Annotated in this window: 26 protein-coding genes; 10 read left to right on the forward strand and 16 right to left on the reverse strand. The window is 59.1% G+C overall.

The annotated features are described in order from the left end of the window. From ACN08V_RS00095 to ACN08V_RS00125, 7 genes are all read right to left on the reverse strand, one after another. The gene (locus ACN08V_RS00095; RefSeq protein WP_419104081.1) at positions 1-654 is read right to left on the reverse strand and encodes a DUF6286 domain-containing protein; all 654 of its coding nucleotides are present in this window, start codon (positions 652-654) and stop codon (positions 1-3) included. Further along, positions 651-1,022, reverse strand: a complete 372-nt coding sequence (locus tag ACN08V_RS00100; RefSeq protein WP_419098903.1) for a hypothetical protein — start codon at positions 1,020-1,022, stop codon at positions 651-653. Before ACN08V_RS00100 ends, ACN08V_RS00095 begins: the two co-directional genes overlap by 4 nt. Before the next feature lie 69 nt (positions 1,023-1,091). Then, positions 1,092-1,286, reverse strand: a complete 195-nt coding sequence (locus ACN08V_RS00105; protein WP_419098904.1) for a hypothetical protein — start codon at positions 1,284-1,286, stop codon at positions 1,092-1,094. Then, positions 1,286-1,765, reverse strand: coding sequence for an Asp23/Gls24 family envelope stress response protein (locus ACN08V_RS00110; protein ID WP_419104082.1), 480 nt, complete (start codon positions 1,763-1,765; stop codon positions 1,286-1,288). The genes ACN08V_RS00105 and ACN08V_RS00110 overlap by 1 nt, the downstream gene beginning before the upstream one ends. A 203-nt stretch (positions 1,766-1,968) precedes the next feature. Continuing rightward, positions 1,969-4,227, reverse strand: coding sequence for a heavy metal translocating P-type ATPase (locus ACN08V_RS00115; protein ID WP_419104083.1), 2,259 nt, complete (start codon positions 4,225-4,227; stop codon positions 1,969-1,971). Positions 4,228-4,395: 168 nt separating this feature from the next. Beyond that, complete coding sequence (locus ACN08V_RS00120; protein ID WP_419104084.1) at positions 4,396-4,608, reverse strand: heavy-metal-associated domain-containing protein; 213 nt, start codon at positions 4,606-4,608, stop codon at positions 4,396-4,398. Positions 4,609-4,623: 15 nt separating this feature from the next. Next, positions 4,624-4,950, reverse strand: coding sequence for a metal-sensitive transcriptional regulator (locus ACN08V_RS00125; RefSeq protein ID WP_419104085.1), 327 nt, complete (start codon positions 4,948-4,950; stop codon positions 4,624-4,626). Positions 4,951-5,048: 98 nt separating this feature from the next. On the opposite strand from ACN08V_RS00125, the gene ACN08V_RS00130 reads away from it, so the two are divergent. Further along, complete coding sequence (locus tag ACN08V_RS00130) at positions 5,049-7,094, forward strand: glycoside hydrolase family 15 protein (RefSeq protein WP_419104086.1); 2,046 nt, start codon at positions 5,049-5,051, stop codon at positions 7,092-7,094. A gap of 44 nt (positions 7,095-7,138) precedes the next feature. Here ACN08V_RS00130 and ACN08V_RS00135 read toward each other — a convergent pair whose 3' ends face one another. Further along, complete coding sequence (locus ACN08V_RS00135; protein WP_419104087.1) at positions 7,139-7,861, reverse strand: LysE family translocator; 723 nt, start codon at positions 7,859-7,861, stop codon at positions 7,139-7,141. Positions 7,862-8,017: 156 nt separating this feature from the next. On the opposite strand from ACN08V_RS00135, the gene ACN08V_RS00140 reads away from it, so the two are divergent. Beyond that, positions 8,018-8,542, forward strand: a complete 525-nt coding sequence (locus tag ACN08V_RS00140) for an NUDIX domain-containing protein (RefSeq protein WP_419098911.1) — start codon at positions 8,018-8,020, stop codon at positions 8,540-8,542. A gap of 105 nt (positions 8,543-8,647) precedes the next feature. On the opposite strand, the gene ACN08V_RS00145 is transcribed toward ACN08V_RS00140, so the two are convergent. From ACN08V_RS00145 to pta, 5 genes are all read right to left on the reverse strand, one after another. Further along, positions 8,648-9,622 carry a bile acid:sodium symporter family protein gene (locus ACN08V_RS00145; RefSeq protein ID WP_419104088.1) on the reverse strand — a complete coding sequence of 325 codons (975 nt, stop codon included), beginning with the start codon at positions 9,620-9,622 and terminating at the stop codon, positions 8,648-8,650. Positions 9,623-9,633: 11 nt separating this feature from the next. Then, the gene (locus ACN08V_RS00150; protein ID WP_419104089.1) at positions 9,634-11,091 is read right to left on the reverse strand and encodes a M48 family metalloprotease; all 1,458 of its coding nucleotides are present in this window, start codon (positions 11,089-11,091) and stop codon (positions 9,634-9,636) included. 100 nt (positions 11,092-11,191) lie between these two features. After that, entirely contained in the window at positions 11,192-11,452 is a 261-nt protein-coding gene (locus tag ACN08V_RS00155; protein ID WP_419104090.1) for a hypothetical protein, read from the reverse strand. A 249-nt stretch (positions 11,453-11,701) separates the two neighbouring features. After that, entirely contained in the window at positions 11,702-12,841 is a 1,140-nt protein-coding gene (locus tag ACN08V_RS00160) for an acetate/propionate family kinase (RefSeq protein ID WP_419098915.1), read from the reverse strand. Positions 12,842-12,868: 27 nt separating this feature from the next. Beyond that, positions 12,869-14,980, reverse strand: a complete 2,112-nt coding sequence (gene pta, locus ACN08V_RS00165) for a phosphate acetyltransferase (protein ID WP_419104091.1) — start codon at positions 14,978-14,980, stop codon at positions 12,869-12,871. 248 nt (positions 14,981-15,228) lie between these two features. On the opposite strand from pta, the gene ACN08V_RS00170 reads away from it, so the two are divergent. The 6 genes from ACN08V_RS00170 to ACN08V_RS00195 all read left to right on the forward strand — a co-directional run bounded on the left by ACN08V_RS00170 (position 15,229) and on the right by ACN08V_RS00195 (position 19,965). Further along, positions 15,229-15,942, forward strand: coding sequence for a DsbA family protein (locus ACN08V_RS00170; protein ID WP_419104092.1), 714 nt, complete (start codon positions 15,229-15,231; stop codon positions 15,940-15,942). Positions 15,943-15,982: 40 nt separating this feature from the next. Then, the gene (locus ACN08V_RS00175) at positions 15,983-16,798 is read left to right on the forward strand and encodes a nitrilase-related carbon-nitrogen hydrolase (RefSeq protein ID WP_419104093.1); all 816 of its coding nucleotides are present in this window, start codon (positions 15,983-15,985) and stop codon (positions 16,796-16,798) included. 160 nt (positions 16,799-16,958) lie between these two features. Further along, positions 16,959-17,276 (forward strand): acylphosphatase, encoded by a 318-nt coding sequence (locus tag ACN08V_RS00180; protein WP_419098919.1) that lies wholly within the window; start codon positions 16,959-16,961, stop codon positions 17,274-17,276. 10 nt (positions 17,277-17,286) lie between these two features. After that, the gene (locus ACN08V_RS00185; RefSeq protein ID WP_419104094.1) at positions 17,287-18,213 is read left to right on the forward strand and encodes a cation diffusion facilitator family transporter; all 927 of its coding nucleotides are present in this window, start codon (positions 17,287-17,289) and stop codon (positions 18,211-18,213) included. 67 nt (positions 18,214-18,280) lie between these two features. After that, positions 18,281-19,078 carry a spermidine synthase gene (locus ACN08V_RS00190; RefSeq protein WP_419104095.1) on the forward strand — a complete coding sequence of 266 codons (798 nt, stop codon included), beginning with the start codon at positions 18,281-18,283 and terminating at the stop codon, positions 19,076-19,078. Between the two features lie 83 nt (positions 19,079-19,161). Continuing rightward, positions 19,162-19,965 carry a di- and tripeptidase gene (locus tag ACN08V_RS00195; RefSeq protein ID WP_419098924.1) on the forward strand — a complete coding sequence of 268 codons (804 nt, stop codon included), beginning with the start codon at positions 19,162-19,164 and terminating at the stop codon, positions 19,963-19,965. Between the two features lie 77 nt (positions 19,966-20,042). Here the strand turns inward: ACN08V_RS00195 and ACN08V_RS00200 are convergent, their stop codons facing one another. Beyond that, positions 20,043-20,906: a hypothetical protein gene (locus ACN08V_RS00200; protein ID WP_419104096.1), complete on the reverse strand. Its 864-nt coding sequence runs from the start codon at positions 20,904-20,906 to the stop codon at positions 20,043-20,045. A gap of 24 nt (positions 20,907-20,930) precedes the next feature. Then, on the reverse strand, positions 20,931-22,364 hold the full coding sequence (gene purB / locus ACN08V_RS00205) for an adenylosuccinate lyase (protein WP_419104097.1): 1,434 nt from the start codon (positions 22,362-22,364) through the stop codon (positions 20,931-20,933). A 265-nt stretch (positions 22,365-22,629) separates the two neighbouring features. Between purB and ACN08V_RS00210 the strand changes: the two genes are divergently transcribed. Together ACN08V_RS00210 and ACN08V_RS00215 are read left to right on the forward strand one after the other, a co-directional pair. Then, positions 22,630-23,172 (forward strand): hypothetical protein, encoded by a 543-nt coding sequence (locus ACN08V_RS00210; protein ID WP_419104098.1) that lies wholly within the window; start codon positions 22,630-22,632, stop codon positions 23,170-23,172. Between the two features lie 4 nt (positions 23,173-23,176). Then, a complete protein-coding gene (locus ACN08V_RS00215; protein WP_419098928.1) occupies positions 23,177-24,970 on the forward strand; it encodes a WXG100 family type VII secretion target in 1,794 nt (597 codons plus the stop codon). Between the two features lie 22 nt (positions 24,971-24,992). On the opposite strand, the gene ACN08V_RS00220 is transcribed toward ACN08V_RS00215, so the two are convergent. Next, the gene (locus tag ACN08V_RS00220) at positions 24,993-25,610 is read right to left on the reverse strand and encodes a GNAT family N-acetyltransferase (protein ID WP_419104099.1); all 618 of its coding nucleotides are present in this window, start codon (positions 25,608-25,610) and stop codon (positions 24,993-24,995) included. Positions 25,611-25,650: the final 40 nt, after the last annotated feature.

Raw genomic sequence — 25,650 nt, forward strand, 5'->3', positions numbered from 1 at the left:
TTATATAGCTCCCTGCTTCTCAATAACTACCTTGGTACCCGGCTGGTCCTGCAAGGCCAGGTTGGCTACTGTCTGCTTAACCAGCTCATGCACCTGCTGCTGATCCAGCGGCCTGCCAGAGGTCGGCGTTACAGTAACTTTAATCTGGCGAGGGCTAACACTGGTTACTACCTGGTCCTGGTCAAGGCCGGTGCGAGCACGCACACTTGCGCTGATGGATGAGGCCAGGGCTTTATTATCAACCACCATAGCGAAGCGCCCTGAACGAGCACTGTGGCGGCTCAGGCGCCCCGGACGGAGGCTGAGGGCAAGCAATACCAGCCCCAGTAGAACTAGAACTGACCCAATGATGACGCCCCAAAGAGGGCTGAGAAGCTCATCGAGCTTAAAGAAGCCTGAAAAGAGATCCTCGCCGGTGATGAGGAGGGGAGGTTGGCCCAGGGCCGAAAGAACAAGTTCTGTGCCCAGCCAGGAAAGGCTCAAAATGAGTACAGTGTTGACAATGACTGTGGTCAGCCAGCGGGATGAGTGAGTCTCCTGGCGGGCCAGTAAGCGCTCATAAGGGCCAGCTTCTTGCCGTGAACCGATGAAAGAGGCCTGGTCAACCTGGCCTGAGGTCTGCTGATGCTGTGGTGTAGAGTTTTGTTGCTTCATTGCACCCTTGCCTTATCACTGCTGGGGCTAGTTGTTCCATCGAGTGCTATGTTGATTGATCCCACTTCTGAGCCACAGAGCTGAGTAAGTTGCCGGGCTATACGAGCCCGCGCCTGGGCAAGAAGATCAAAAATAGTTCCCTGCCCGTGGGTACCTTGAGCAAGAGCTTTTGCATCATGGATTGGGCCAAGCGGGTAGTCAAGGTTGATATCTACCCCCAGCTTGCCAGCATCATCAAAAATTGATGACTGGACATGATCGGAGGGTACACCAAGTTCCTGAGCCGCTACCGCATGAGACATAGAGACAAGAGCTTTCTTGCGTACTCTCGTGCTACCGGGGCCGCTATCGGTGGTATTTTTATTCATTAAAAGCCTGATCTATCCTATGCGCAGGTGGTTGAGTAACCACCTGCGCATGAATTTGGAATTCTGGGATTAGCGTGATGATGAATTCTTACGTACCGAATCCAGCATGTTACCCACTGAAAGATCTGAGCTCTGCACCAGGTGCCCAATCGTGGCACCTGCAGCCATCAGCACAGCAAAGAGGACAAACCCTCCAAAACCGTAGCGGAGGCCAGCAAAGGCCAGAAGGGCTCCTATGAGAGCGCCTGTGAATTCTTTAGACATTACTTAACGCGGCTTTCCTGCTCATCGTTCTTCTGCTCAGCGTCCTGGTCATCGCCGGGTACGTGAACATCAAGGACCTCAATGTTTACTTCGGTGACCTCAAGGCCAGCCAGTGACTGGATAGCCTCTACAACAGCCTTACGGGCGTTCTCGGCAACATCGTAGATGGGGTGGGGGTACTCAACGATGATGGACAGATCAACAGCAGCCTGAGTCTGGCCTACTTCTACGCTGATACCCTGCTTGAGGTTGTTGTCCTGGCCAACAGCGCTACGCAGAGCACCCATGGCACGAGCGGCACCGCCACCCAGATCGTAAACGCCTTCAACATCGCGCAGTGCGATACCGGCAATCTTGGCGACAACACCGTCATTGATGCTGGTGGTCCCCTGACCGGTTGCTGCACCGGTGTTCTTGACGGGAGCCTGGTTCTTCTTTTCAGCCAGGGTTGCGGGGGTGGTTGCAGGTGTCTGGTTCATATTATTTCCTAATTTCTGTTAGGTAGGTATTAAGGTGACAGCGCAGGTTGCGGAATCCGAAGAAACCGCAACCTATGCCAGTTGCGCTGTCATAGGTTAAGACGGGGTGAGCCCGGCAGATGTCACGCAGATTTCTAAAATTTTTTAATTTCTTTTTAGAACTGGCTGTGCCTGAGCCCTCTCCTACCTTTCAATCTAGCTGTTTATCCCTTGAAACCCAATAGCCTGGCAGAATTGAATACTACAAAAACTGACGAAAAGGCCATAGCGGCGGCGGCAATCATGGGGTTGAGCAGTCCAGCGGCCGCCACCGGAATTGCTACCGTGTTATAGGCAAAGGCCCAGAAGAGGTTGCCCTTAATGAGGCGCAGAGTAGCCCGAGAGAGCCTGATGGCGGTGGGCAGGGCGGCCAGATCACTGCGCATAATGGTCATATCTGCCGCTTCCATGGCCACATCGGTACCTGAACCCATAGCAACACCCAGGTCTGCCTTGGCTAGGGCGGCGGCATCGTTCACGCCGTCACCGACCATAGCGACTCCCCGCCCGCCTTCTTGCAGGCGGGTAATGGTGGCTAGCTTATCGTGCGGGCTGACTTCTGCAAATACGTTCTCGGCTGCAATGCCCACCTCGGCGGCGATAGCCCGCGCTACCGGCTGAGCATCACCTGTGAGGAGGACGGGGGTCAGACCCAGTTCTTTAAGCTGGGTCAGCGCGGCAAGGGCATCGGGCTTGGGGGAGTCTTGGAGCGATACTAGCCCGGCAACCTGCCCATCGACAGCCAGAATCACGGTAGTCTGACCGGCCTCCTGCTGGGTGCGCAGGGCCTGGTCCTGGGCCTGGCTCAGCTCAACACCTTCACCGCTCAGAAAGCTCTTTTGCCCCAGGACAATATGACGGTGCGCGCCCTTGTGCAGGAGGGTTGCTCGCACGCCGCCACCGGGGGCTGACTCAAAATCGGTGACCGAGGGAAGAGTGTGGCTGCTTCCCTGTTTGTGGGCTGTGTGCGCGGCGGCTTCGACAGCGCGGGCAATGGGGTGCTCGGAGTGAGCCTCCACCGCCCCGGCTAGGGCCAGCAGGCTGGTGGCGTCGTAGCCTGGGAAGGGGAAAACTTCGGTCACAGCCAGCTCACCGGTTGTCACGGTTCCGGTCTTATCCAGGACGATAGTACCTACTTTTTTGGTGTTTTCTAGTACCTGGGCTGAGCGAATCAGAATGCCGAGCTGGGACCCGCGCGAGGTGCCAGCTAGCAGGGCGGTAGGGGTCGCTAAACCTAGGGCACAGGGGCAGGCAATGACCAGGACGGAGACAGCGGCGGTGAAGGAATCGTTGATATCGCCGGTCACTAGGAGCCAGCCAGCCAGGGTGAGCACAGCTACCCCAATAACTATGGGAACAAAGACCGCCGATACCTTATCGGCTAGGCGGGCAATGGGAGCCTTGGTTGTTTGGGCTTGGGCTACGGTGCGGCTCATCTGGGCCAGGACCGTCTCGGTACCCACGCGGGTTGCGCGGACGGTGAGTGCCCCGGAGGTGTTGATGGTTGCACCAATGACGGTGTCACCCACACCGACCTCCAGGGGGAGGGACTCACCGGTCAGCAGGGAGGTGTCCAGGGCGGAGCGTCCCTCGATTACTTGCCCGTCCACCGCAATTTTCTCGCCGGGGCGTACCAGAAAGATGTCGCCCGGGAGCAGGTCTTTGACCGGGACTTCTACCTGTGCACCGCCCTGAAGGACGGTAGCGCTCTTGGCTCCTACACTGAGCAAGGCGCGTAAAGCCTGGGATGAGCGGCGCTGGGTGCGGTGCTCAATATGCCGCCCCACCAGCAAAAAGAGGGTAATCATGGTGGCTGCATCAAAGTAGAGCATGTGTTCCATGCCGTGCCCGCCGTGGGAGCTGCTCGCGTGGGCGGTCATGCCGGGGTTGGTGGCAAGTTGCCAGAGCGAAAAAGCGTAGCTGGCAATAACACCCAAAGAGATGAGGGTGTCCATGGTCAAGGAGCCGTGGCGTAGATTGGTCCAGGCCGGGCGGTGAAAGGGGAGCGCCGACCAGGTGGCCACCGGCAGGGTGAGAGCCGCTACCACCCAGCCCCAGTGGGGGAACTGGAAGGTGGCGAACATAGAGATAAGGAAGACGGGTATGCTCAGCAAGGCCGCCAGGATGAGCTGGGGTAGAAGCCTTGCCTGAGCATCCTCGTCTGGGCACTGGGCCTCATCATTTTTGAGGGAGGCGGTGTAGCCGGCCTTTTCGATGGTTTCGATGATGTGCTCATCGGGCATATCTGCCGGGGCGATTACCCGCGCGGTTTCTAGGGGCAGGTTCACCGAGGGGGTTGTCCCTATCTTTTTGAGTTTGCGTTCCACCCGCCCCACGCAGGAGGCGCAGGTCATGCCCCCTACGCTCAGAGTGACGATGCGAGTGTCACCGGTCAAAAGGTCCGGGGCGGGTGCTGTGGGCATAGCTCTTTCTTTCAGTGCTGGCATTTAGGGGGTGGTGCGCCTTGGTAGCCAACTGGCGGGGCTGGCGGGAAAGCTACCCCTGACTAAGCTGGCTCAGGACTGGCGTTTTAGGGGGGCTGGCATTTAGGGGGCTTGCCAATGGGTTAGTTTTCCCACCCGGTTAGGGGCTTAGGCGACCGGGGTGAACCCGGCTTCTTGAATAGCGGCGGTGACAGCGGCGGGGTCAAGATCGCCGGTGTGGCTGATGGTGACGGTGGATTGGCCGTCCTTGACAACCTCAACCTCAACGCCGGTGACGTTCTGGATCTCTTCGATTTCTTCGCGCACGCTCATGGCGCAGTGGTTGCAGGTGAGGCCGCTTGCTTTGACGGTGGTGGTCATGATTTTCTCCTTGGGTTAGCTCTTGACCAGGCGCGAGATAGCGGCCATGGCTTCTGAGATTTTTTCGTCGAGCGGTTCTTCGTGCCCGGTATCGTGTGCCTGATGGGCGGCGTCGACAAGGCAGTGGCGTACGTGGTCTTCGAGCAGTTGCAGACAGACGCTGTGGAGGGCTGCGTTGATGGCTGAGACCTGGGTAAGGATGTCTATGCAGTAGGTGTCCTCGTGCACCATGCGCTGGATACCGCGCACCTGCCCCTCGATGCGGCGGAGCCGTTTGAGGTAGGCATCTTTGTCTGCGGTGTAGCCGTGCTGGTGTTCTACCGGGCAATGTTCTTGGCTCATGCCTCTTAACATATACCCCCATGGGGTATATTTTCAAGGGGTGTTATAGAAATTCTCCAGCCCGGCCCGATACTAAGTACCCTGTTAGACTGAAAGACATGGCTTCTTATATCGAGGACTACGCCCTACTCTCAGACATGAATACCGGTGCGCTTGTTTCGCGTAGCGGTTCCATCGACTGGTTCTGCGCCCCGCGCTTTGACTCTCGGGCCGTTTTTGCGGCTCTGTTGGGCGAGCGCGAGCACGGTCGATGGCTTTTAGCTCCCCTCGAATCGGTCAATCCTGCACCGGTAGAAGAGATCCGCACCGAACGTTCCTACCGCCAAAACACCTTCATTCTGCAAACCGTCTGGTTTGTGGGTGATTCCAGTGTGCGGGTTACCGAATTTATGCCGCTCTCCGGCGGGACCACTATCGTCCGTAACGTTGAGGGCTTGACCGGCGAAGTCACCATGTACCACGAGCTAGCCCTACGCTTTGACTACGGTCGCACTATTCCCTGGGTGACCCGTTACGGTGGTGTCGATACCGCAGGTAAGGCCGACCCATCCACTGACATGCTGGTGGGCATGGCAGGCCCCCATGCGCTGGTCTTCCGGGGCGACTCTCTACCCGAGGGCGACCCTGAATCTAAAGCCGAAACTTTCACCGTCTCGGCAGGCCAGAGCTACACCTTTACCTTGTCCTACTTTGCCTCCAACCACAACCCGCCTGCGCCGGTGGACTACCTCACCGCCTTGACCTACACCCAGGAGCAGTGGGGCGAATGGTCTGATCTCTACATGCCTGCCACTGCGGACGAAGAGCCCCCGGCCCCTGATGACGCCGGCACCACACCCCAGGCCACTGTGATTTCGGCGGTCCGCGATGTGGAGCAGGAGCACGAGAAACCCTCATCCCTACTGGACGCCGGTTCTAACACCGCCGCTCCTGAGGTAGACCTAGAAACCTACCAGGAGCTAGCTCAGACTGCGGCCCAGCAGATTGTTGTGCCTACCGCATCGGGCCGCCGTAATGAGGCTAACCAGCGTTACCGCACAGCTCGCCTGCGTTCCCTGCTGCTGCTGCGCGCCCTGATCTCCCGCGAAACCGGTGCCCTGGTTGCATCGGTGACCACCTCCCTGCCCGAGGTTATTGGTGGCAAACGCAACTATGACTTCCGGTTCACCTGGCTCCGCGACGTTGCCATGGCTATGGACGTTACCCTGGCCCACGGCCACGAACGCGAAACCGCCCAGCTCCGCAACTGGGTTCTGCGCGCGCTGGCTAATAATCCGCGTCAGATTCACGCGGTCTACGGGCTGGCTGGCGAAAAAGACGACATCGAGCGCCGCCTAGCCCTACCCGGTTACGAAGGCTCCCAGCCCGTCCGTTCCGGCAATGGCACTGGCGACCGTTTCCAGGGTGATGCCCTGGGCCAGGTGCTGGTTACTTTTGCCCACCTGCGCGAGCAGGGGGTGGCCGAGGATCATCTGTCCTGGCCCCTCCAAAAGGCTCTGCTCAAGGCTGCGACCGAGCGCATTGGCCAGCCCGATCGTTCCATGTGGGAAACCTTTGGTGAACCTGCCGTCTATACCCACTCTCAGGCCATGCTCTGGGCGGCTTTCGATGCCGGTGTTTCGGCGGTGCGCGACTTCGGGCTGGACGGGGACGCCGCCGTCTGGGAGCACTGCCGCGATACAGTAGCTGAAGATATCTTGACCAAGGGTTATAACCAAGAGCTAGGGTGCTTTGTTTCTACCTATGGAGGATCAGCAGTAGATAGCTCTCTGCTGCAGCTCCCACAGATTGGCCTCTTAGCCTGGGATGACCCCCGTCTGTTGGCAACGGTAGAGCGAATAGAGCAGACTATCCGTCACCCGTCGGGCATGATTTACCGCTACGATAATTCGGATTCTCATGATGGCTTTGAGGGGCAGAGTAACCCCCATTTCGTTTCCTCGCTGTGGTTGGCTGAACAGTATATTCGTTCGGGCCGCGAAGAGGATGGCCGTGCCCTGCTTGATACGGTTCTGGATAAGGCCAATGATTTGGGCTTGATGAGCCCCGAATACTCTTTTGACGAGCAGCGATTGACCGGTAACTTCCCGCAGGCACTTGCCCATATCTCCCTGGTGCGGGCGGTGCAGGCCCTGGGGCTCTAGGGCTTCTGGCCTTAGTTGCGGGGTTTCCTTCTGTCCCTGTGGGCCTAGAGGAACTTGTGGGTGGCCTCCACCAGAATGAGCACCCCGAAAACGAGCAGGACGGCTCCGGCGACTCCGTCAATGACCAGGGCCGCGCGGGGATGCAGTAGCCACTTCATGGCCAGGGTGGCCAGGGAGATAATGACCGCGAACCAGGCCACGTTAATGCCGCCGTGAATTAAGGCCAGCAGGGATCCCATAAGGACCGGGCTGACGCTGGCAACCATAAAGGGCGGCACGCTAGCAATATAGAAGACCGCGATTTTGGGGTTGAGGATATTGGCGATAAAGCCGGCTAGAAAATCCTTGTGGGCGCTACCTGAGGGGCGGGGGGCCTGGTGTCCGCCGAGTGCGGCCTGACCCAGTTCGCCGGGTGCGGGCTGGGGCAGAGAAGCTAGGGCGGCCTGCTCAGTTTTGAGGGCGGTGACCTGGTTCCAGCGGCGCAGGGTGAGGAGGAAGCTGATTCCCAGATAGATGAGGTAGAGACCACCGGCTACCGTCATCAGGTCGAAGACGGTGGGTGCGGCTGCCATGAGCACGGCTAGGCCGGTTGCGGCGGTGACTCCCCAGATCAGGAGCCCGCTGGTAATACCCATGACGCAGGCGTAGGCGCTTTTCTTGCCCCCGGCCACCAAGGAGCGCAGTACTAGGGCGGTATCGGTGGCGGGAATGACGGTAATCAGGAAAGCGATACCGGCGAAACCAAGGAGTGCCTGTGTGAGAGTCATGGCTCCCACTGTAGGCTAGGTGCGAACAGCGTTCAATACCGTGAAAGCCAATAGTGGTTGTGGGTTTTTATCCGTTCGGCAGCGAAGGTGCAGGATGCACCTTTCCTATAGTTATATGTGCTTATGGCAATCTCAGCTAGGTGAAAGGACAAGCAAATGCGGATTGATGATTTTGGGGAGCGTCTTCGCCCAGTCGGCGTTTTTTATGTTGATGTACACCCCGCCCGGTGGAGGGAAGACGGGAGCCTGGAGTTCTTATTATTACGCCGTTTGAGCACAGATGCCGCGGTTCCTATGCCCGGTGAGTGGCAAACTGTGTCGGGCAAACTGGTGCAGGGGGAACGCATTTCGGATGCTTTCGCGCGTCAGGTTCATGCTAAGACAGGAAGCTGGCCCAGCCAGCTTTTTAAGTTTCGTAATGTAGCACAGTTTTATGATGATAACTACGATACGGTGATGCTGGTTCCGAATGCGGTAGCTATCATGCCCCCTGGGCCTGTGGAGCTTGATGAGACTCTCCACGATCAGTTTGTGTGGCTTCCCCTTGCCGATGCCCTGGAGACATTGATCTACCCCACGCAGAGGTGGGCGGTCGAGACGGCGGCCAAGTTATTGAGCTTGGGTGATGATGGAAAAACTTACGCACGAGAGGGACAGGTTGAGCTAACAGCCTTGGCATAGGCCAGGAGCATAGCAACTACTGTGCCTGGTGTGGTAGCTGCGGGGTAGGTGCCCCGGCAGGAGGGCTGCACCTGCGCCGTGTGAGAGCCGAGCCGGACTTGCTTCTTAGGGGGTTTCGTGCGCCTGCCTGCCCCAGCGGGCGGCTTTAGCCGCGCAGACCATGAGCTGAACCTGGTGGAAAATCATCAGCGGCAGAATGAGGGCACCCACCTGGGCTCCACCAAAAATGACGGCGGCCATGGGCAGGCCCGTGGCTAAGGACTTCTTGGAGCCGCAGAATTGGATAGCGACCCGGTCGCCGTAGCTAAAGCCCAGTTTGCGGGCAAGGACCCCGCTGAGCCAGAGCAGGAACTCCACCAGGAGCAGGGAGAGAACCACCAGAAACAGAATTTGCCAGGGACTAATACGCCTCCAAATGCCCTGCACAATACCGTCCGAAAAGGCCGCGTAGACCACCATGGCGATAGAAAGCCGGTCAATATGCTTGGTCAGTTTGTTGCGGGCAATTTCTCCCACCCACCGGCGCAGAAGCTGGCCCAGGATAAAGGGCAGCAGGAGCTGAATGGCGATGTTCCCAAAGACTGAGCCAGAGATAACCAGCTGATCACTGCGCATCAGAAGCATGACCAGTAGGGGTGTGAGGACTACCCCGGCAAGGTTGGATGCGCTGGCGCTGACGATGGCACCGGCTACGTTGCCCTTAGCTAGGGAGGTAAAGGCGACCGAGGACTGCACGGTGGAGGGCACCAGGGTCATGAAGAGTAGGCCCAGGTAAAGCTCCCTGCCGATGACCGCCTGCAGGGGGTAGAGGGCAAGACCAATCAGCGGGAAAAGGATAAAAGTGAGGGCCAGGATGGTGCCGTGGAGCTGCCAATGTTTGAGGCCCTGGAGGGCTTCTTGGGGTGAGAGGCGCGCGCCGTAGAGGAAAAAGAGCAAGCCGATAGCTAGCTTGGTGGCTAGGCTGAACCCCTCCGCGAAGTCCCCCCGCGCGGGTGCAAGGATAGCCAGGATAAGAGCTATCAGGATGAGGGTAATGAGCGGGTCGGGCCGCCAGGTTTTGAGCGGACGTTGAGGAGACACGGTGGTGGTGGCTAGGAATCTGACGGCCTGGGGCCGCCGTTTTCTGGTTCTGCGGTGGGAGGGGTATCAGCCTGGGCCGGAGGTGCCTTAGGGTGAGCTGGTGCTTGATTCTGCTGGCCTGGCATGCCCGGCCCCTGTGGCGGCTGAGGTGCTTGGCGCAGGTGCGGGGGAATCCAACCGTTATTGAGCATATCTGCGACTCTACGGTCCCGGTATTGGGCGGGCTTACGGTAGGTTGTTTCTACAGAACCCCAGTGCTGGTTGGCCGGATTTTCGGGGTAAATACCCATGTAGTCAAGGGCCTGGAGGGGGTCAGCCCAGGATTCAGCAGGTTCTGCCGCAGGGATCATGGAGAGGGGGTAGGGCGGGTTGTTCTTGGGCCGCCAGATCAGACGGCCCGGCTCGCTGCGGTCACGCAGGGCGTGGGCGCGCCAGGTTACTGGCGGGTGGGTGGTGGTCAGGTTGTAGGCCCAGGTGAAGAAGCCCCGCTCGTAGACGGCGCGGTTGGCTAGTTCGTGGAAGTTCACATCATTGACCAGGTATTTACCGGCGGCCAGGACGCAGGTGGTGGTTTCTGCCCCCTCCGGTGCGTAGCGGTAGCCAAAGTTATCGGCGGTGTATTCCTGGGTGCGGGAGAGGAGCTTGCCCGCAATAGGGATCTGCATGAAGAAGGAGGTGAAGATCAGGCGGAAGTAGCCGGTGTGGCCGGCGGCAATATGACCGACTTCGTGGCCGATGATAAAGCGCAGGGCCTCGGGGTTGCGTGCGGCCCCACCGATTTCGAAGAGGTCGGAATAGATGGCGATAAAACGGCGGTGCCCGTGCCCGGCGGCGTAGGCGTTGATGACACCGTTACCGAGTACGACATAAGCATCGGGTACTCGACGCAGGCCCGCTGCCTGGGCCGCTTCAACGACCATCTGGTAGGCATCGGGGAACTGGGTGGGGCTGATGCGCACACCTGTCATGCGTAGCTGGGCGTACATGAGGGCACGGGCCAGGAAGATCCCTAGGGGCAGGTAGATAGCCAGGACAACCAGCTGGCTGACCAGGCTCCCTAAGCCACTGAAGGCGGGTTTACTGTCGGTGACAAGAGCGATGAAGGATGAGATCAGGTAGACGGCCCCACCCACATAGGCCAGTAGGGTCAGGGCGTAGGCCATGATGACCAGGGGCAGCTCGGCGGGGTGCCGAATAGCGTTGATGAACTTGAAGGGCAGTAGGGACTGGTAGCCAAAGAGCTTGGGTGCCGGTAGCGGTGAGAAGGGGCGTTGGCGCTTGTCTTCGGGCATCCAGCCCTTGCTGAGGTCGTTAGGTAGCGGGTTCTGTAGCCCTGGCTCGTGCGGGCCACTGGGGTGCCCGGCTGTACCTGTTGCTTGGTTGTGCCGGTTACCGCCATCTGCCGGTGGGGTGTTGGGTCTTCCCTGGTTGTCGGGGCCGCTGCTACCGCCTGGGGTGTTCTCGCTCATCTACTATCCTGCTGGCTAGGGTTTGTTTTCTACCCACCACAGTAGCAAGAAAGCTGGCTATGGTGCCTGTTTCTGCGGCTGCCGTGGAGTGGGCGGGTGCTTAGAGCACGGATTCACTGCGAACAACGGTGTGGAGAATCAGCAGGAAAAGGCTGACGGCGCAAAAGAAGATTTGGAGCAGGAGGATTTTTGCCGGGAGCACCCGGTAGGTGCGGGGCAGGTTGGCTAGGGTCCAGAGCAGGCTGGCGGCGTTGAGGGCCAGTACCGGCAGAATCAGGAAGGTCAGGAAGAAGGCTGCGATAGTTGCCACGCCCTGAACGTGGATGAGGGGCGGTAAACCTTTTGCTGAGCGGTTAATCATGGTAGAAACTCCCTTGTTTCAGGCTGTAGGGCAAGCATCCCACATCCCTTGAGGCTTATTCAAACGTTTGGTGTCCCAGTTCACTGCTCTATCAGCCAACTGGATCGGGTCTGGCGTTCAGGGATGTTGGCTGATAGAGCGCTGAGCAAGGTGCTGTTTGAATAAACCTTATAGAAGCCTTAAAGGCGCTGTGCCCGCTCCCTGATAGTTCAGGGCGCGGGCACAGCGTGGCATTTGCCGAGAGGCTGGTTAGGCGACCAGTGCGGCGGTTGCCTCCGCGATAGCCTTCTCCTCGTTGGTGGGAACCACCAGAACGGGGATAGCAGAATCAGCGGTCGAAATCAGTCGGGGCTCGTCACTGCGTACCTTGTTGGCCTCAGCATCCAGCTTGATACCCAGGGCACCTAGGCGCTCTACGGCCAGCTGGCGGAACTGGTGGGAGTTCTCGCCGATACCTGCGGTAAAGACCAGGGCCTTCGCGCCGCCCACAGCAACGTGGTAGGCACCGATGTACTTAGCCAGGCGGTAGGAGGTCATGTCCAGGGCCAGCTGAGCGCGGGCATCGCCAGCTTCCATTGCCTCAACAACAGCGCGCATGTCGTTGTTGCCAGCAATAGCCAGCAGGCCGGATTCCTTGTTGAGCAGGGCATCCATCTTAGCGGGAGTCATCTCGGGGTCGCGCATCATAATTGAGGTCAGAACCGAGGGGTCAATGTCGCCGGAGCGGGTACCCATGACCAGGCCAGCCAGGGGAGTGTAGCCCATAGAGGTATCCAGGCACTTGCCGCCCTGTACGGCGGTAATGGAAGCACCGTTACCCAGGTGGGCAATGACACCGTTGAACTCGGAACGGTCAAGACCCAGGAAGTCAGCGGCAATGCCGGTCACATAGTCGTGGGAGGTGCCGTGGAAGCCGTAGCGGCGCACACCGTACTTCTCGACCAGTTCTTGGGGCACAGCGTAGCGGTAGACGTGCTCGGGCATGGTGCCGTGGAAGGCGGTATCAAAGACAGCGACCATGGGGACACCGGGGTAGGTTTCCTGCGCGGCCTTGAGACCCAGAACGTGGGCGGGGTTGTGCAGGGGTGCCAGCGGTGAGAGTTCGTCAATTTGGGCGATAATCTCATCGGTGACCAGGACGGGCTCAGAGAAGACATCGCCGCCCTGGACGATGCGGTGGCCAATAGCGTCGATGGTCTTGCCGTGCAGGGGCTCCACTAGGGCCTGAGCCATGATGTCCAGGGCCTCGGTGTGGGTGGGAATCTCTGCCCCACCGATATTTTCGATCAGGCCCTTAGCGATGACCTGGTTGTCTTCGCCGCTAGCGGAGGTGTCGCGCACCTGGTACTTGACCGATGATGAGCCACAGTTGATAACGAGAACGAGCATGTATGTTTTCCTTTGGTTTGGCGGGCTTTAGAGGGTCTGTGCCTGAATAGCGGTGATCGCTACGGTATTGATGATGTCTTCAACGGTGCAACCACGGGACAGGTCATTTACGGGCTTGCGCAGGCCCTGCAGAATCGGGCCAACGGCGACAGCACCGGAGGTCTGCTGAACAGCCTTGTAGGTGTTGTTGCCGGTGTTCAGGTCCGGGAAGATGAAGACGGTAGCCTGTCCAGCTACCTGGGAACCGGGCAGTTTGGAGGAGGCAATGGACATATTGGAGGCAGCGTCGAACTGGATGGGGCCTTCAAAAGCGAAGTCGGGGTTGGTTTCCCGGAGCTTGTCGGTGGCCTCAACAACGATTTCTACATCCGCCCCGGAGCCGGAGGTGCCGGTGGAGTAGGAGAGCATGGCGACCTTGGGGTCTACACCGAACTGGCGGGCAGTTTCGGCAGAAGCCTTGGCAATGTCGGCTAGCTGGTCGGAGTTGGGGTTGGGGTTGACCGCGCAGTCACCGAAGACCAGCACGCGGTCTTCCATGAGCATGAGGAAGACCGAGGAGACAACCTTGACACCGTCGCGGGTCTTGATGAACTCCAGGGAGGGGCGGATGGTGTTGGCGGTGGTGTTAACCGCGCCGGAGACCATGCCGTCCACGATGCCCTTGTAGACCAGCATGGTGCCGAAGTAGGAGGGGTCCATCATGCGGTTCTGGGCGCCTTCCAGGGTCATACCCTTGTGGGCGCGCAGTTCGGCGTAGGTGGCGGCGAAGTCATCGGTGTAGGGGTTCTCGTCCAGGTCGATGATGGTAACACCGCGCTTGCCCTCTTCTGCCAGAGGCAGGTCGATGGATTCACGCTGGCAGATTTCGGCAATCTTGGCGGGGTTGCCAATCAGAACCAGGTCGCAGAAGTCACGGCGCACGATGATGGAGGCGGCGCGCAGGATACGGGGGTCGTAGCCTTCGGGCAGCACAATAGAGCGGCGGTCGCTGCGGGCCTTCTCGATCAGGTTGTGCAAGAAGCGCAGGGGGGTCATGGTGGCGGGGCGTTCCAGGTTGAGACGCTCAAAGAGTTCTTTTTCGTCTACGTTGCGGAACCATTCACCCAGGGCGGTAGCAATTTTACGGGGCTGGCCTAGGGCTAGCTGGCCGCGAATACGTGAGACGGCCCGGCCTGCCTTGAAGGTATCGAGCTGGGTTGAGAAGACCGGGAAGGGGGCCTTTTCAACCAGCTGGCCGATGGCGGTGTCGCCCTTGAGCTCACCGGCCAGGCCGCCGGTCAGGAGCATACCTGAGGGGGCCGGGAAGGTAGGGGAGAGGGCGGAGGCTAGGGTTGCGACCATGATGTCTGAGCGGTCGCCGGGGACAATAACGAAGTCTCCGTCGGTGAACTGGGAGAGGAAGTTGGAGACGGTCATGGCCGCGATTTTGATGTCGTGGATGTCGCGGTCCAGGAAGTCTTGGCTCATGCCGTCGTGCTCTAGGTTGAGGCTACCGGCAACTTCTGCCACGGTGGGCAGGGCGATTTCGGGTAGTTCGGGGAGCACGTAGACGGGGCGCTGGGAGGGGCCGCGCTTGACGTTCTTGAGGATTTCTTCGCGCAGTTCGGGGCGGGCGCGGTTGACCATGACGGCCAGGACGTCGACCTTGGCGGCGTGCAGTTCGGTGCGGGCTACATCGACTGCGTTGACGACGTCGGAGACGCTTGATTCCTGCGCGCCAACCACGGCGATAACCGGGGTGCCGAGGTCCTTGGCGAACTGGGCGTTAAGGTCGAATTCAACGGTTGCGGCGTTGTGGGCGAGCATGTCGGTGCCATCGACGATGATGACGTCGCAGTGCTTTGCCATGTCGGAGTAGATGGAAACGGCGATGGAGGACATTTCCTCGTGATCCCCGGATGCTAATAGTTCGCGGCATCGGTCCAGGGAGACACCGCCACGTGCCTGGTTTTCGGTCAGGTCGTATTTGGTGCGCAGTAGCCGGATGAGCGGGTCTTGCGCTTCGATCTCGCCGCTGAAGACGGGGCGGAAGAAGCCTACACGGTCGGTTTCTTTGACGAGGGAGTCAACGAGGCCGATAGCGATGAGGGACTTTCCGGAGCCCTGGTTCATGGCTGAGATATACATGCCGTTGGTCATATTTGGTCTACATCCTTGTGGCGTTTTTGGGTGGTGCGCGGTCCCTGGCGGGCTGGTGCGCACGGTGGCTGTATGCCACCTATCTTTACTTTCGAGTTTATTCCTTTGGGTGGGGTTTAAGGGCGGCAGGGCATGCGTTTGTGTGGTATCTCATGGGAGCTATTGTTTGCTGACAGTCTGTGACATAAAACCTGGGTGTGGTGGACTCTAAAGTGAGAGCAAAGATTATTACTGAGCCAGGAGGCTTTATGCTTGTTTTCCCCCGCCGATCGGCCCTGGGCCTTATGGCTACGCTGGCTCTGACTGCCTGCGGGACAGGCCATAAAACCGCACAGAGTAGTAAGGCCGCAAGCGGTAACCAGGCCTCAGAAACCAGCCCAAGTGCTTCACCTGCGGGCGAGCAGTCGGTTGAAACAGGTGTGCGCACTGATTCTGGCTACCATCTGAACACTGTGCTTGAAGGCGCCCCAACTGTTACCCTCTACACCGACCTACAGTGCCCCTACTGTGCCCGCACTGACCCGACCTACCGTGAGGTAGCGCGCCGTCTGGCGGGCACCATGAACCTTACTGTGCGTCACTTCCCCCTGCCCATGCACGCAAACGCTCTTCCGGCTGCTCAGGCGGTACAGGCGGCGGAGAAGCAGGGTGCTTATATGGCCATGAGCGGGAAGATTTTTGAACATCAAACGGAGTGGAAGGGTCTTACAGATGTCGCCCAGCTCACCGAGATTTTTACCGGCTATGCCCGGGAACTCAAGCTGAACACTGATCGTTTTATAGCCGACCTACCCGATGCCGGTGGCCTCAAACTTATTCAGGACGAATTTGAGGCAGGTAATGAGGTAGGCGTACACGGTACCCCCAGTTTCGTGATAGACGGGGTTCTGGTAGAGAAGGTTGATTCATCCACCAGCGCTGACCATATGGTAGCTGCCTTCACCGAGCAGGCAGGTCTCTAAAGAACTAGAAGCTACCGGTCTATGGGCTTAGAGTGGAGCTATGAAGATAGCCCTTTGCCAGATGCTCAGCACCCAGGACGTTGAACGTAACATCGCTACGATTCGTGAGTACACGGCACTGGCCGCTGCTCGTGGGGCCCGGCTGGTGGTTTTTCCCGAGGCCGCCATGCGGTGTTTTGGGGGGAGTCTCTACGATGCTGCCGCCCAGCACGAGTTCACTTTCCGGTCTGCTCTGGCTGAGATAGCCCGCGAACACTACCTCACCCTGGTTGCCGGGGGCTTTGCTCCGGTGGAACTATCCGATGAGTGGGATTTGAGGGTCTATAACAACCTTTATGCCTACGACCAGACCGGCACCGAGACTATCTACACTAAGGTTCATCTCTACGATGCCTTCGGGTTTAAGGAATCTGACGGGGTGAAAGCGGGGGAGAGTCTGCGAACTATCACTGTCGATGGCACGGTTATAGGGCTAGCTACCTGCTATGACCTTCGTTTCCCCAAGCTCTTTACGGAGTACGCGCGGGCAGGTGCCCAGGCAACTGTTGTGGCCGCGTCCTGGGCGGGCGGTGAAGGTAAGGTGGCCCAGTGGCAGGTGCTGACCACTGCCCGCGCTCTGGACTCTACCCAGTTTGTGCTGGCTGTTGATCAGGCCTCCCCTGCAAGCGCTGATGCCCGCGCCGATGTTACCCAGCCGCGCGGTGTTGGCTACTCTCGTGCAGTTGACCCTCTGGGCCTTACCCTGGTGGAGGCCGGTGAGGCACCGGAGATTCTGGTGGTTGACCTGGACCTGTCCCGGGTGGCTGACGCCCGGCAGTCTATCCCGGTGCTCACTAACGCTAAGCTGGGCTATTAGAAGGCTTATTCAAGGGTGCTCCTGAGGCTAAATCTCGCTGGGTGTTTTACCCACCAACTGGCTCGGGGCTGGCGCCTAAGGGAAGTTGGTGGGTAAAGCGCTGGGCTGGGGTACACGCCCCTTGAGTAATCCTTAAGATGTAGCGTCAGGAAGGGAAGCTATGGGTTTTTTCGATATTTTTTCAAGCAAGGATCCCGCCGGCCCGATTGAAGTGCAGCTCATGGCCACTGTCTACGGCAAGGTTCAGGGTGTGGGCTTTCGCTGGTGGACGGCGGGTATCGCTAAGCCCCTGGGGCTGGTGGGCTACGCTAAGAACCTGGATGATGGCTCAGTGGAGATTGTCGCCCAGGGGAGCCGGGCCGCGGTGGAGGGCCTCCTTGCTGAACTTAAATCGGGTGATACCGCTGGCCGGGTAGATCACCTGGACGCGGACATCACCCAGCCGGTTGGCAGTTACGATAATTTCGGTATCTATTAGGGGCACACACATGGGTCACTCCCACAGCCATCAACATTCGCATGCCGGAGGGCAGAACCTTAAGCGCCTGCGCCTTGTGGTGCTTATAGCCTGGTCGCTGGTTGCCTTCCAGCTGGTGGGGGCCTGGCTGACTGGCTCCCTGGCTCTGCTTTTTGATACCGTCCACGTTTTTACCGATGCCCTGGGGGTGAGTGTGGCCCTGGTGGCCACCCGCCTGGCTTTGCGCCCTGCCTCGGACCGGCACACCTGGGGTTTTCGCCGGGTGGAGGTTATCTCGGCTATGCTCCAGGCTACGGTCTTGCTGGGTGTTGGCCTGTTTGTTCTCTATGAGGCTATCCAGCGTTTTATGCACCCGGAAGAGATTCCTGGCCGCGAGGTCCTCTTTTTTGGTCTGGTGGGTCTGCTGGGTAACGTCATCATGATTGCGGTGTTGGTGGGCGGGGACCGCTCTAATTTCAACATGCGGGCGGCCTTTCTAGAGGTGCTTAACGATGCCCTGGGGTCGGTGGCGGTGATTATCTCTGCACTGATTATTTGGCGTACCGGCTTCTATCAGGCCGATGCTCTTGTTGCCCTGCTGATTGGTCTGCTGATTATTCCGCGCACCGTCAAACTTTTCCGTGAGACGGTGAGTGTGCTCTTGGAGAGTACCCCGCCGGGCCTTGACCTGGAGCTGGTACGCAGTCACCTGCTGGGCCAGGAGCACGTTCTGGCGGTGCATGATTTGCACGCCAGTCAGATTTCTTCTGATCTGCCGGTGCTCACCGCCCATATTGTCTTGGATGATGAGTGCTTTACCTCCGGGCACACGGTGCAGATTTTGAAGAACCTGCAAACCTGTGTTGCCGAGCATTTTGAGGTCTCTATTGAGCACTCCACCTTCCAGCTGGAACCGCAGGGCTTTTCCGCCGACGAAGACCTGCGTCACTTGCACTAGGGGCTAGCGGGCCTATTACCTCTTCACCGGTAGGCGGTGCGCCCGCTAGCTCTGTAAGCTAGTGGGCATGTCACGCGCTATCCAGCTTTCCTTCTCGGGGCTTTCGGCCTCTGTTGCCCGCGACGGGTTTTCAGACACCGGCTACATCCTAGAAATCGGTGGGGCCGAACAGTCCCACGTTGATCTGGGGCGGCCCAGCTATATCTTCTATGAGTACCTGCGCCGTATCGGCAACCTCGCCGACATACTAGCCCCAGCCGGTCAGCCCATCACCGCCGCCCACTTAGGGGCCGGTGCCCTGACCCTGGTGCGCTACCTGCAAGCCACCCGGCCTGGTTCCCGCCAACTGGCTGTGGACATTGAGCGCGAACTTCCCAGCTTCGTCATGCAAGAGCTGCCCCTGCCGGAGGGCACCGACTGTCGGGTGCTGATCGAGGACGCCGCGACCGCCGCACCCCGGCTGGCAGAGGAGCTTGATACCCCCGCTGGGGTGGACCTGGTGGTGCTAGATATTTTTTCTGGTTGGGAGGCCCCTGCCCACCTGACCACCCCTGAGTTTTACACCGATCTGCGCCAGGTGCTCGCCCCGGCGGGTAAGCTGGTGGTCAATGTGGGCGATGACGCCGGGCTGACTTTCTTTAGTGCCCAGGCCCGTACCCTGCTTGAGGTCTTTGAGCACCTCTGGTGCCTGGCTGATACCGCCATGCTGACCGGCAAGCAGGCCGGCAACCTGATTCTGGTGGGGTCTGCTGATGCGCTCGCCCCGGAGACTGCCGCGCGCCTGGTTAGTGCAGGTCCGCACCCGGCTTCCGCCCTGGGTACCGACGAACTGATTGAGCTACTGCAAGGCCCCTTAAGCAGGTAGGTCCACTGCCTTAACGCCCTAGGCGTACACCGGCTTTAGTAAGCAGACTGTGTTTCTAGGAAGACAGGCTGTAAGCTGAGACTATGTTCAACTTCAACGCATCCAGTGCCTTTGATTCCAACGGCCAGCCTAAGCCCGCTGTAACCCGCACCGTCGATACCGTGCTCAAAGCACAGCGCCCCCTGGTCCTTTCCCTGCTCAAAAAAATGCGCCAGAAGCACCCCCAGGAAACCCCCCAGCAAATTGCTAAGCGCCTAGAAAAGGCCTACCTGCGGGATGTCACCGTAGGCGGTGGAGCTGTAGGAGCCACTGCCTTTGTGCCCGGCCTGGGCACCATTACCTCCCTGGGCCTCTCTGCCCTAGCCGTAGGTGGCTACATGGAGCGCACCGCCGTCTACGCCCAGGCTATGGCCGAGTTGCACGGCGTTCACGTTGATGACCCCGAAAAGGCCCGCCTCATGGTTATGGCTATCATGCTAGGCGAAGATGGCTCAGTGCTCATGAATTCGATTCTGGCCCACACAGGTAAGACCGGCGGGGCATCCCGCAAGTGGGGCATGATGATGGGCTCCAAGGACTCCGGCAAGATTTTCAGTATCGAGCGCACAATTCGCAATATGTTCTTCAAACGATTCTTGGCCCGCCAGTCTGGTGCCCTGATGGGCCGGGCCCTACCCTTTGGCATAGGTGCGGTTGTGGGGGGTGGCGCTAACCTGGCCCTCGGGAAGAACGTTGTCAAGGCTGTGGAAGAGACCTTCGGTTCCTTACCTGCTGTCTTCCCCGATGCACTCAACATGGACCGTGCCCCCAAGTTCGTTGCAGAGCAGGAGTCGGAGCCGGCAGCTGGTAGCTCCAGCGCAGAGGAAGCCGCCCAGCTCGATTCGTAAGAATCTCTCCCTGCACGGGGGCTAGACCCCGCCAGCCCAGGCCCTCTAGGGGGCTAGGGTGGCGGGGTTTTCTCTACCTACTTATTGCGCAAGCCGGCACGAGCTCTCACAAAGGCCCGAGCCGCAAGCCGGGCACCGCGCGCAGAAACCCCGCTAGCCTCTGCTAACTCCTGCTCGGTGCTGGGGCGCACCTGCTCTACCGGTGCTATCTCCTGTGGTGGCTGGGCGGTGGGGTTTTGGCTCCCCATAAGTTCTAAAGTCTCATGGCTGAACTGGGCCGGGGCCTGCCCCAGGGTTTGCTCTACTTGGGCGATCAGCTGTTGGGCAAAGTCTTTGCGGGTGCTCTGGTTAGCTAGCATCGCCCCGCCAGCCTTAATAAGCTGCTCACCTGCCGTCACCAGCAGCAGGGTTTGAGGGTTGCGCAGTCCAATGGCGGCTACCGCACCCAGCACATTGATCTGGCTCGGCCTGCTGCCGGTAGGCTCTGGGCTGGTCTCAATATGGGTCAGTAAGTCTTTAACATCGGTGCCCAGCACCGCTTGTGCGGCCTCATCACTATTGGTTACGGGGATGCCATAGATCAGGGCCACCCCGTGCAGGTAGGTTTTGATGGCCTGGGAACTACCCACCTGCCCGGTGGTGCGGATCCCTTGGCTTGCCGCCCGAGTGTAAGTGGCAGTGCCCTCTTTGAGGGCGCCCAGATGAGCGGCGGCCTGGGTCAGCCCTGCCACTCGCTGGTGACGGCTTACCGTTCCGAGCAGGTTGGGTGTCAGCTCCTGGGCACCTGCCTGGGCGCTCCCCACCAGGGTAAAGTCCCGCACAAACATGCTGCCTAGGTGCTGGATGAGCTCCGCCGGGGTCGCCAGCGGGTTCCGGGCGTAGAGCTTGCGCAGGCGACGCACCGCCAGAGGTATCTGCTGGGCTTCAGAGGACTCGGTCATAACTATTACTTTAGTGATAGGGCTTTAGCGGGTAGCGTGCTCCAGTAGCTGAGGCGCTAGGCCAATGTAGGTGCGCGGGGTCAGCTCTGACAGGCGCTTCTCGGCCTCGGGCGAAAGCCCTAACCCGGCAACAAACTCCTTAAGACGGGCCGCATCCACACGCTGACCACGAGTCAGCTCCTTGAGGCGTTCGTAGGGGTCCTCCATGCCCTCAACACCGGCAATAGCTTCGGCACGCATGACCATCTGAATGGCCTCGGCAAGAACCTCCCAGTTCTCATCCAGATCCTGGGCGATGACATCGGTAGCGATATCCAGGCGTTCAAGGCCCTTAACTACGTTAGAAATTGCCAGAACAGAGTGTCCAAAAGCCACACCAATGTTGCGCTGTGAAGATGAGTCGGTCAGGTCGCGCTGCCACCGGGACTGCACCAGGGTCGCACCCAAGGTATTCAAAAGGGCGTTGGAGATTTCCAGGTTGGCTTCGGCGTTCTCAAAACGAATGGGATTGACCTTGTGGGGCATGGTCGATGAACCGGTCGCCCCAGCCACAGGAATTTGGCGGAAGAAACCGATCGAAATGTAGCTCCAGACATCGGTGCACAGGTTGTGCAGTACCGAGTTGAAGTGGGCCATGAAGGAGTAGAGCTCGGCCTGCCAGTCGTGGTTTTCAATCTGGGTGGTCAGCGGGTTCCAGTCCAAGCCCAGGCCGGTCACAAAGTCTTCAGAAATCTTCTGCCAGTTAGCGGTCGGAACAGAGACGACGTGAGCGGAGTAGGTGCCGGTTGCGCCGTTGATTTTGCCCAGAAACTCAGCATTTTCAACCTGCTTTATCTGCCGGTTCAGGCGGTAGGCAAAAACAGCCAGTTCCTTACCCAGGGTGGAGGGGGTGGCAGGCTGGCCGTGGGTACGCGAGAGCATGGGCACCTCACGGGCCTCTTCTGCCAGCTTCATAATCTCTTGCACCAGGCCGCGGGCGGCGGGCAACCAAATGTTAGTGACCGCGTCCTTGATGCCTAGGGCGTAGGAGAGGTTATTGATGTCTTCTGAGGTGCACCCAAAATGTACCAGGGGCTTAAGGTGGCCCAGGCCCAAGGGTTCTAAGCGGCGAGCGATAAAGTACTCAACAGCCTTAACGTCGTGAACAGTGACGGCCTCAATTTCGGCCAATTCAGCGGCGGATTCTTCGGTGAATTCGGTGACGATAGCGCGCAGACCGGTGCGCTGATCATCGGTGAGGGGCTCCAGACCGGGCAGAACCTGCTTGTCACAGAGGTAGATGAACCATTCAATTTCTACGTGCACACGGTCACGGTTGAGGGCGGCCTCCGAGAGGTAGTCAACAAGCGGTTCGGTAGCGGCTTTGTAGCGGCCATCCAGAGCACCGAGGGCTAGATCGGCGCCGGTAAGTGAGTGGCGGCCAGAGGGCAGAGTTGTGCAGTTTTCGCGATGAGACATATTTCTAGTTTCTCATGGGAACGTGTCGGCGCGCACGGTTTTGGGGCGGCTTTGGGACAGTCCGGGGGCTGTATGGCTGAGCTACGTACAGGTCAGGCTGTGGATAGGGCGGTGTCATGGGTAGTCACTGCTTCACCAATTCCGCTGAAAGTGGGGTTGAACTGCCCGGTGGCCTTCTTCCACAGACCTGCCCACCACTCACCGTGCGAATTACGGCCCCTAAGGTGTAGGCACAAAGGTACCCCGATAAATGAGGAGGTAGGGCATGCCCTCGATCTATGAGATTGCGCAAGCCGCCGGCAGGTCAGGCTGGGCCAGTAGCGGTGCGGCCCAGGCCAGCGCGGGCGCACTGGATATGGCTCAGCGAGTCCGCAACTGGGCCGCTTCGCTGGCTGAGCAGGTGAGCCGTGAAGCTGTCCATGTGCACACCGCAACCGGTACAGCGCGGGTAGCGGGGCAGGTGCAGTGGACCTCCGCGGCAGGTCGTGCCTTCCAGAAAGGTCTTGAGATTGAATGTTTAGCTGGCCAACGGTTGTGGGGCGAGCTTGACCAAACAGCCCATCACATCCGGATTTCTGGTGAGATGGTTGCCCTTGAACTTGAGGCCGCTGCGACGGCGGTTAAGGCGGCGGGAGCGGCCTTAGACCTGGCGCTCAGTGGCATGGGAGTGATCGAGGACGTATTGGACGACTTCGTGGTCTACGCACAGAAGGCCGGTGTTCCCGGCCTACACGCGGAGCTGGTTCAGGCCATGAACAACCCCCTACTGGCCCAAGTCTCCACAGCCTTAGCCGGAGTAGGGAGGTAAAGCCATGAACCAGAAACTTCTTTCGCTTGGCTCAAGCATCTCGGTGGAAATGTCTGAACTCGGGCCGCTTTCTGACCAGTTGAACGGTGTTGCCGATCGGTACGATCAGACGGGGAACGCTCTACTCGGCATTACTTCCCAGGTTGCCCTGCTGGCCCCTCTGGACGCTAGCGGCAACGGGGCGCAGGCACTCACTTCTCTGGGTGTGACTTCAACGGGGCTTACTGCCCTGGTTGCGGGTACGCGCCGCTTATCCCGAGCTGTCGGCCAAGCGGCTCAGGCCTACGAGGAAGCCGAGACCTTTGCCCTAACTCTTATGGGCGGATTTACTGTTGCTGCCAATCAGGGTAAGTCTCTAGCACTAGCCTATGGCTCTGCCTTCGGTTACACGGTTGACAGTCTCAAAATTAGGGTGATCAAGGGTGGCCTGGTTCTTAGCAGTAGTGCCCCAAAAGTTGGGTTGCCTCTCTTGGATATTTACCGGAAGACCCCCGGTGGATATTTACTCCTAGCGAGAGGGGCTTCTACCCTTAACGGTTTTGTTAATCGACTGGGTATGACCGGAAGGCTACGCGCCAAGCGGGAGATGACCGGTGACCTCTTTACCGATCAAACCGAGGCAGCAGCCTTTATGGGGCCCGTTCCGATCACACCGCAGGACGTTACACACCGTTTCGGGCAGGTCAAGGAGATCGAGGAGAGAGGCGATACCTACATGGCTAGCCAGGGCTACCAGGGGGAGTGGGACCATATTGTGGTGGAGAAGCTGGTTAACCCCACCACGGGCAAAACCATGTACCTAGTGACTATTCCTGGGACAGATGGGAATCTTTTGGGGGGTAACCTCGAGGATACACTGGCTGGATTCTATAAGGGGGGCGTCAATAGTTGGCCCGGCACCGTTGGCACTGTATCCAGCAGTAACCCGCACCTTGCCCCGCAAGACTATACGGCCCTCATGTCTCTGGTGGAGAAAGCTATAGAGGACGCCGGGGTCCCCGAGGGGGCAACTATATCCTTTATGGGCTTTAGCCAGGGAGCTACCGCAGCGGCTACCCTCGCTAATAACGACACCATCAATTCCCGTTACAGGGTCAAGGGGCTGGTGACCCAGGCTGGCCCAATTGGCCATCTCAAAGTGCGCGATAGCATCCATCACGTTGATCTGCGCCATCGGGAGGATTATGTTCCTATGCTGAGTGGAGACCGCCCGGACTATAAGCCCGATGAGTCCCATGTCTACACGGCTGTGCCGGATTCAGGAGGTATTCACGGTGCACAGGAGTACCAGGAGATAGCCAGCAAGGAGCCAGAAGCCCAGCAACCGTCCCCGGAGCTTGAAGAAATCTTTGCTGGCTATGTATCGGTGAAGGCTGATATCTATTCTGGAACCACCCAGAAGCCCGATATCACCCAGGATGAGCAAAGGGCGATAGGTGCCATGGGAGCTGCCCATGGAGCGGCGGAGATCATGACGGGAGTGAGTTTAGACGTGAACCCGGCAGATCTCTATCAAGATACGGAAGATCTGGTTCAAGCTGTAGAGCATAGTCTGGGGGAGGTGAACATCGGGGGTGTAGAGATTTTTGACCCGATCCTTGAGCCACTCCATCCCAAGGAGGGAGCTAGCAAACCGCCGGTTCCTGTTCCGGATCATAAGATCAAGGTGTATGAGGCTACCTTGCAGGACCATCTGGAGAACCTGGGCGGCTTGCTTGGAGCTCCTGATATTCCGGCTACCGGGCTGGGGAGCCCCATCCAGATTTTTGAGCCTGAACTCGAACTGGTTGCCGGGTAGCTAAGCTCTGCGGAGGGGGTGCTTAGTCGCTACTTTCGATGCTCAACCCGCGCACCATGCGGGCTGTGCGAGCCTTCCCCCAGGCACCACCGCAATCAATGATGCTTCCTTCTGGCTCGAAGCCTCGTTGCTCGTAGAAACGCACTGCTTTCTGGTTACCTATGATGTACCAGAGGTAGGCCGGCTCGTCGGGGTAGAGTACCGCATCAAAGAGGGCGGCTCCCAGCCCGGTCCCCTGAACGGACTCTAGGGTGTAGAGGTGGGTGAGGTCCCGTGTGCCTTCCGGCGCTAGGGGCAGGTTCACCTCGTACTCCCAGGGCAGGGGGCCCGGGCGGGAGAGGGCAAAACCTACCGGCTTACCCCAGTCAAGAGCGGTACCGACTGTGCAAGAAGTGCCGGAAGTCGGTGTCCACTGGGGGTTCTCGTAGGCGAAAAAGGCTCGTACACCGGGGGCTACAATATTTTCAGCAAACTCCCGGTGCAGGGTTTCGGCGGCAGCTCTCTGGCGGGCACCGAACTCGGGGTCCACCAGGGTGTTATAGGTCTGGGCCAGGCACTGAAGTTGCAACTTAACATAGGTGCTTCCATCCTCAGTGCCCACCGGGCTGAGGATATACCTGCCACTTACCGCAAAACCCACAGCCGCCTCCTTCCTCTTCTACCGGCGTTACCGCTCTCTC

It is taken from the genome of Rothia sp. P5766, from assembly GCF_048513555.1.
Classification (GTDB): domain Bacteria; phylum Actinomycetota; class Actinomycetes; order Actinomycetales; family Micrococcaceae; genus Rothia.